At 70.2% G+C, this 7,164-nt stretch carries 4 protein-coding genes; 1 reads left to right on the top strand and 3 read right to left on the bottom strand.

All coding sequences use genetic code 11. The features are described 5' to 3' along the window. Nucleotides 1–111: 111 nt before the first annotated feature. Nucleotides 112–2,118 (bottom strand): NPCBM/NEW2 domain-containing protein, encoded by a 2,007-nt coding sequence (locus tag AB0I04_RS54690; RefSeq protein ID WP_360904849.1) that lies wholly within the window; start codon nt 2,116–2,118, stop codon nt 112–114. Nucleotides 2,119–2,246: 128 nt separating this feature from the next. After that, nucleotides 2,247–3,287: a substrate-binding domain-containing protein gene (locus tag AB0I04_RS54695; protein ID WP_360904852.1), complete on the bottom strand. Its 1,041-nt coding sequence runs from the start codon at nt 3,285–3,287 to the stop codon at nt 2,247–2,249. Between the two features lie 188 nt (nt 3,288–3,475). Between AB0I04_RS54695 and AB0I04_RS54700 the strand changes: the two genes are divergently transcribed. Further along, nucleotides 3,476–4,279, top strand: a complete 804-nt coding sequence (locus AB0I04_RS54700) for a DeoR/GlpR family DNA-binding transcription regulator (protein ID WP_360904858.1) — start codon at nt 3,476–3,478, stop codon at nt 4,277–4,279. Between the two features lie 44 nt (nt 4,280–4,323). Here the strand turns inward: AB0I04_RS54700 and AB0I04_RS54705 are convergent, their stop codons facing one another. Further along, a complete protein-coding gene (locus AB0I04_RS54705; RefSeq protein WP_360904855.1) occupies nt 4,324–6,582 on the bottom strand; it encodes a LuxR C-terminal-related transcriptional regulator in 2,259 nt (752 codons plus the stop codon). Nucleotides 6,583–7,164: the final 582 nt, after the last annotated feature.

The following is a 7,164-nucleotide window of genomic DNA, read 5'->3' on the forward strand; positions in this document are numbered from 1 at the left end:
CCTTTATCACCAGGTGCACATAAACAATCTTCCCCACCCCCCCGCCCTCCCCATCGGGGGCCCCCGGGGGGGGGGGGGGGGGGGGGCCGGGGGGCCCCCCCCGCCGGATGGTCAGGTGCAGGTGATGCGGGCGTCCGCCCAGTCGGCGTGGTCGCTGTCGTTCCCGTTGCCGCCGTCGGTGACGATGAGGCGGACGAAGCTCGCCCCGCCGACCGCAGCGGTCAGGTGCGCCGCCGGATCGGCGGTCGTGAGCAGGCCGCTGTCGGCGACCTTGGTGCCGTCGGCCCAGACCTCGAAAGTCACCGAGCCGTTGGTCGTCTTCTCGTCGTCCACGCCGACGTCGGCCGCCACGGACGTGCACTTCTTGGCGGCGTAGTACTCGATGGTGCTCGGCGCGTGCGCGCCCAGGCCCTTCTTGTAGACGGCGCCGTTGATGGTGATCGGGTGGCCGTCGCCGGCCGCCGTCTCACCGTTGCTCATGTCCTTCTCCACCGGCCCCCAGCCGTTCGACGCGCGCACCCAGGGCAGGTCGCTCAGGTAGGTCGTGCCGGACGGCGGGGTCGTCAGCTTCAGCACGGTCGCCTGGACGGTGGACCCGGCTGAGGCCCCCGCGTACGTGGTCGTCGCGGTCAGGTCGTACGCGCCGGCGGCGGCGTCCTGCGGCGACGTGACGGTCCAGGAGGTGGTGAAGGACTTGTCGGTGCCGAGGGCGGGCGTGCTCCGCCGGGACGCGGCCCGTACGGTCCAGCCGTCCGGCGCGGTGAGACGGGTGTTGACCGCGAGCGCAGGCAGCCGCCCGGAGTTGGTCGCCGTCGTCGTCACGGTGACCGGCGTGCCGGGCTGCACGATCGGCAGGCCGCCGGGGTAGGCCACCGGCAGGCCGACGCCGACGTCCACGGCCGGCGGGTGCAGGGCCCACTTACGGTCCGCCGAGACCCGGAGCAGAACGGTCCCGTGGGCGGGAACCGTCGCGGCCAGTGTCCCGGCCGTCTCGCGGGTGGTGTGCGCCCACAGGTCGCGGACCGTGTAGCCGGGCGCGGCGGGCAGGCCGGCCGCCGTCGCCGAGGTGCTGATCCGCTGTGGCGCGTCGGACTCGTTGAACAGCGCGACGGCCCGGTCGCCGTTCTTCAGCGGCTTGACGAAGACGTCGCGGCCGCCGTCGGTGCCGATGGGGACACCCTGCTCGCCGAGCGGGTCCTGGTCGACCGCGATGACCTCACGATTGGTGAGGATCTTCAGGGTCGCGGCGGAGGCCTTGCGCAGGTCGCTGCCGATCAGCAGCGGTGCGGCCATCACCGACCAGAGGCTGAAGTGCGAGCGGTACTCGGTGTCGGTCATGCCGCCGTTGCCGACCTCGAGCATGTCCGGGTCGTTCCAGTGCCCGGGCCCGGCGTACGACGCGAGCGCCATGTTCTGGTGGACGATCGACAGCATCGAGGAGTACGAGTCGGAGATGTCGCCGGTGGTGCGCCAGGAGTTGCCGACGTCCTTGGCCCACGTCCACGGCTTGTTCTCGCCCCACTCGCACATCGAGAACAGGATCGGCCGGCCCGTGGCGGCCAGCGCGTCACGCATGGCCGTGTAGCGCTTGACCGCGTCGACACCCTGGTTGTTGCAGTTGTCGTACTTCAGGTAGTCCACGCCCCAGGACGCCCACAGCTTCGCGTCCTGCTGCTCGTGGCCCAGCGAGCCGGGCATCGTCTGCGCGCAGGTCAGCGTGCCGGCGCTGGTGTAGAGGCCGAACTTCAGGCCCTTGGAGTGGACATAGTCGGCGAGCGACTTGATGCCGTGCGGGAACCTCGTGTGGTTCGGGACGTAGTCGCCGTTCGCGTCCCGGTCCTTCTCGGCCCAGCAGTCGTCGAGGTTGACGTACTGGTACCCGGCGTCCTTCAGGCCCGAGGACACGAACAGGTCGGCGATGCCCCTGACCATGTCCTCGTTGAAGTCGGCGCCGCAGTGGGTGGCGTTCCAGTTGTTGAACCCCATCTGCGGGGTCCTGGCGAGGCCGTTCTCGAGCGCCGCGGCCGGCGGCGCCGACGCGAACGTGAGCGCCACTAGGGAAGCGGCGCTCATCGCCAGCGCGGCGAGGGCGGAGGTGATGGAATGGACGGTGCGCATGCTCGTCTCCTCAGGGGTCGGGGATTGCGCACGAGGGGACGGAGCGGCGTAGCGGCGCCACTCCGTCCCCGGTGACCGATGGACGGCGGAGGACGTCCACGGTCACGTTCGGGGGGATCCGCAGTGGATCAGGTGCATTTCACGCCGGACTGCCTCCAGTTCGTGGGGTCGACCATCTTGGTGGGGGCGAACGCCTCCTGCGGCATGGCCTTGCCGTTCCGGAGGTAGTCGACCATCGTCTGGACGGCGAGCCCGCCGACGTCGTAGCCGTTGATGAACAGCGCGGCCTTCATCCCGGTCTGCTTGCCGGAGCCCCAGTCCTTGCAGGCGAGGTACGCGCCGAGGCCGACGCCGTCGATGTCGGCGGCCTTGTACCCGGCGTTCTGAATGGCGTTGACGGCACCGGAGACGTTCTCGTCGTTGCAGCCCCAGACCACCCAGTGCTTGACCGAGCGGTTCCCGGAGACGGCCGCCGCGGTCTTGGACTGGGCGTCGGGCGGGGTGTTGTCGGTGCCGACCTTGACGACGCGCACCTTCGTCCCGGCCGCCTGCTCGAACGCCGACTGCGCCGCGACCACCCGGTCCGTGCACACCGTCACGTCCTGCTTCCAGGCGGCGATGATCGCCGTGTCGGCCGCCTTCCAGCCCGCCTTCTTGAACTCCTCGCCGGCGCGCTGCCCGACCTGGGTGCCCATCTGGGTGCCGGAGAAGCCGACGCGGGGCGCGAGCTGGTCCTTGGGGCACTTCGACGGGTCGGTGCCGGTCTTGCAGATCTGGTCGTCGCTGGACAGCAGCGCCACCTTGGCGGCGGCGGCCGTCTGCACGATCTGGGGGCCGACGGCCGGGTCCGGCGGGACGATGATCACGCCGGTCGCCTTCTGCGCGATGGCGGCCTGGGTCTCCGAGACGGCCTTGTTGGTGTCGTTGCCGAGGTTGACGACCTTGACGTCCACGTCGCCCAGCTGTTTGGCCTTGGCCTGGGCGCCCGAGGCTTCGTCGATGAAGTACTGCTGGTCCCCCTGCTTCTGCAGGTAGGCGATCGTGATCTTTCCGGAGACCTTCTTGCTCGCGTTGGTGGAGGTGCTCTCCTTGCCTGACGAACAGGCGGCAAGGCCGAAGGCGACGGCGATCGCGATGAGGGCGCCGCCGAGCGTGCGTGTTCGCGCCATGCTCTGCCTTCCTTCCGGTGCTGGTCTGGTCCGGTTGCCCCCGAGTTGCTGCTGAGTTACCAAGTGATTGCTTCGTACCATTGCCAACACGAACCAACAAGACTCGGTTCGGTAACATGTTGAGTGGTGTTGACATCTGTCGGTTCAGGCGGGACGCTGCCTCCGTGCCCGAGGCGTGAGGGGGGATGATGCTCGCCCAGCAGCGGCAGCAGGCCATCCTTGAGCTGGTCCAGCGGCGCGGTGGCGTCCGCGTCGCCGACCTCGTCCGCGAGTTCGGCGTCTCCGACATGACGATCCGCCGCGACCTGGAGGTCCTGTCCGAGCGCGGGCTCGTGACGAAGGTCCACGGCGGCGCGACCACGGTCGGCACCGCCTCCACCGAGGAGCCCGGCTTCGCCGCCAAGTCGGTCCGGCAGCGTCAGGAGAAGGAGGCCATCGCCCGGCGCGCCGCCCAGCTCGTACGGCCCGGCACCGCGATCGCCGTGTCCGCCGGCACCACCACGTGGACGCTCGCCAACCACCTGACCGACGTGCCCGACCTCACCGTGGTCACGAACTCGGTGCGCATCGCCGACGTGTTCTACCGCGCCGCCCGCACGGACCAGACGATCGTGCTCACCGGCGGCATCCGCACTCCCTCGGACGCGCTCGTCGGCCCCGTGGCGGTCAACGCCATCCGTTCCCTCAACGTCGACCTGCTGCTACTGGGCGTGCACGGCATGAGCACCCGCGCCGGGTTCACCACGCCGAACCTCATGGAGGCCGAGACCGACCGGGCGATGGTCGGGTCGGCCCGCCGCCTCGCGGTCCTCGCCGACCACACCAAGTGGGGCACGGTGGGCCTCAGCACGATCGCCCGGCTGACCGACGCCGACGTGCTCATCACCGACGCCGGAATCGGCGAAGACGCCCGCAAGGGCCTGTCCGAGGCGGTCGGCGAACTGGTCGTCGTCGACGCCGGGCCCGCGCGGGACGGCGAGGACTCCGGGTGAGCGGGCACGTCACCGCATGAACGCGGGCGGGCCCGCCGTGACCGTCACCGCTGGGCCGTCCAGGCGCTGGCGATCTGGGTCCTGGAGGTGAAGTCCAGCTTGCGCAGGATGCGCTCGACATGGCCCTCGGCGGTGCGCTGGGCGATGACCAACTTGCCCGCGATGTCCTTGTTGCTCATGCCCTGTGCGATCAGCTCGGCGACCTCACGCTCCCGGCGGGTGAGCATGGAGAGGATCCCGGCATCGGTGTCCATGGCGTCGGCGCGCGGTGCCGCGGCCTCATCCAGGGCGTGGGCGAAGACGCGCTCGTGGGGACGGTTCGCCCCTCGGGCGTACGCGACGGAGAACTTCTCGTCGCCGCAGGTCCGCTGAAGCCGTTGCTCGTATCCGTCGTGAGCCTCCGAAAGGTAGCCGGGGATCGCGACCCTGGCCGACCGCCAGAGGGTGCGGGCGGCGCCCAGCAGCTCGGCGGCGCGTGTGTGCTGCGCCTCGTCCGCCGCGGTCCAGGCGAGGACCTCGACGCAGTGGGCGCCGGCCAAGTGATCGTCATCGACCGCACCCAACCGCAGTCCCTTGCGGATCAGCGCCGCGGCCTCCTGAGCGTGACCGCGCCGCCACCGGTCGAGGCCACAGAGCCACAGGGCGTACGACTGCGACCAGCGTGCGTCGTCGTCCTCGCACATCGCCAGGCACTCGTTGGACAGACCCCTCGAACGGTCCTCGCCCATCAGCACGGCGGCGACCGCCAGGTGGAAGAGCGCGGTCCAGGACCGCCCCCGGTCGCCGACCGCGCGGTGGCCGGCCAGCGCACGCTCCAGCAGCGCGTACGCGTGTGGCAGGTCGTTCTCCAGTAGTGCGGCCAGGCCTTTCATATGGATCGTGCTGGCGACCTGGGCGCGGTCTCCGAGGCACTCGGCCAGCGCGCCGGACTCTCGCAGGAGCGGCTCGGCAGCAGCGTGGTCGCCGTGCAGGAGCAGGATGCACGCCTGTGCCCACAGCGCCTTCGCGCGCGTGGCGCTCGGGCGGCTTTCCTGTGTGAGAGCTCGTTCCAGCCAGCGGCGCCCCTCGCTCAGCGAGCCCCAGGACAGCGGAGTGCTCCAAACCGCGGCGGCGATGGGCGGGGCGGCTGACGCCTCGCCCGGCTCGGTCAGGCAGAACTCCAGCGCGGCGTATATGTCGGCCTGCTCGTCCCGAATCCGGCCGAGCCACGTCATCTGACGCTTGCCGAACCATTCGGTCTCCGCGAGTGCCGCCGTCTCGGCACACCAGTCGCGGTGCTGCCGTCGCACCGCGTGCTCCTGACCGGATTCGGCGAGGCGTTCGCGCCCGTACTGCCGCATCGTCTTCAGCAGCCGGTACCGTACGTTGCCGTCGCATGCCTCGCGGTACAGAATCGACTTCCCGACCAGCCCGACTATCGCCTCCAGGATGGTCTCCTCCGGCAGATCCTCACCGGAGCACACCCGCTCGGCCGCCTCCAGGTCACATCCGTTGACGAACACCGACAGCCGTGCCCACAGGGTGCGCTCCGCGGGCGAACACAGGTCATGGCTCCAGTCGACCAGCGCCCGCAGCGTCCGCTGCCGCGGCGCGACGGCATGGTTCTCACTGCGGAGCAGCCGGAACGGGTCGTCCAGCCGATCCAGCAACTGCTCGACCGACAGCGCTCTCATGCGCTGAGCCGCGAGCTCGATGGCCAGTGGGATCCCGTCCAGCCGCCGGCACAGCTGGCCGACGGCCGCGAGTTCCCCGGCGTCGATGGTGAAACCCGAGACGACGGCCGTCGCCCGCTCGGCGAACAGCCGCATCGCCTCGTAGCGCTCGACGGCGTCCGCGGGCAGGACGTCGGCCCGGTCCGGGACCGACAGCGGCCGGATCTGAAGGACGTGCTCCCCGTCGGCGCCGAGGACCTGCCGGCTGGTCGCCAGTACCCGCAGGCCGGGAGCGAACCGCAGGAGGTGGTCGACCAGGTCCACGCATTCCGGGTGCAGGTGCTCGCAGTTGTCCAGGACCAACAGCAGCCGCCGATCCTGCAGCTGCTGCGCCAGTAGCGCCGGTTCCGGGCGGCCCTGGCAGCCGAGAGCGTCGGCCACCGCCCAGGCCGGCGATGCCCAGCGTCCCGCAGAGGCGAGATCGACCAACCAGACCCCGTCGGGGAACGCTCGCCGAACCCCGGCGGCCACCCGCAGTGCCAGCCGGGTCTTTCCCACGCCGCCGACGCCGACGAGCGTCACCAACCGGCTGACGGACAGCAACCGCTTCCCTTCGGCCAGCTCGTGTCGGCGGCCGATGAAGCTCGTCACCTCGGCCGGCAGATTCCCCGCCGGCACGGTCCTCGTGTCCGCGCCCGGTCGCGAGACGGCTGGGCCGCAGCGATCAGTCATCAATCCCGCCGCCTCGTACGGCCGGGGCTCGGAGGCAGGTCGATCGTCCGATCATGAGGGCCTCCAATGCGATCCAGAGCCTGCGTGACGGCTCGCCGCGAGGCGAGCAGCCGACCAACGTTGGTATGTGTCTGATTAATTTCTGTTTCTATCTAGATTACGCCCGAACACGTGAGATTCGGTCAACTGATCAGGCCCGCATTAGGGCCGATCAGCACCGTGTCTTGAGGAAACCGTTACCTGTGTTCGCCCGCCCCGCCGCACCACCTCCCCGCGATGGTCCGCGGACAGGGACGGGGGTGCCATCCGACCAGGTCGGACACTGCTCCCCCGCACTTGAGAGCCGGCCCGAGCCGAGTATCTTCGAGGTGATCGGAGCCGGATTTTGAAGCACCCGGAGGCCGTTATGGCCACTGCGTACACCCCCGCCGTCACCGGAACCGGCGTCAAGGCCCATATCCAGCGCCTGGGCGGTTATCTGGCCGGGATGGTGATGCCCAA

The organism is Actinoallomurus sp. NPDC050550 (assembly GCF_040655075.1).
In the GTDB taxonomy this organism is placed as follows: Bacteria; Actinomycetota; Actinomycetes; order Streptosporangiales; family Streptosporangiaceae; genus Actinoallomurus.

What these genes read in the sequence shown, in the direction of transcription:
- AB0I04_RS54690 (WP_360904849.1), bottom strand. Translation starts at nt 2,118, where the DNA reads ATGCGCACCGTCCATTCCATCACCTCCGCCCTCGCCGCGCTGGCGATG.
- AB0I04_RS54695 (WP_360904852.1), bottom strand. Translation starts at nt 3,287, where the DNA reads ATGGCGCGAACACGCACGCTCGGCGGCGCCCTCATCGCGATCGCCGTC.
- AB0I04_RS54700 (WP_360904858.1), top strand. Translation starts at nt 3,476, where the DNA reads ATGCTCGCCCAGCAGCGGCAGCAGGCCATCCTTGAGCTGGTCCAGCGG.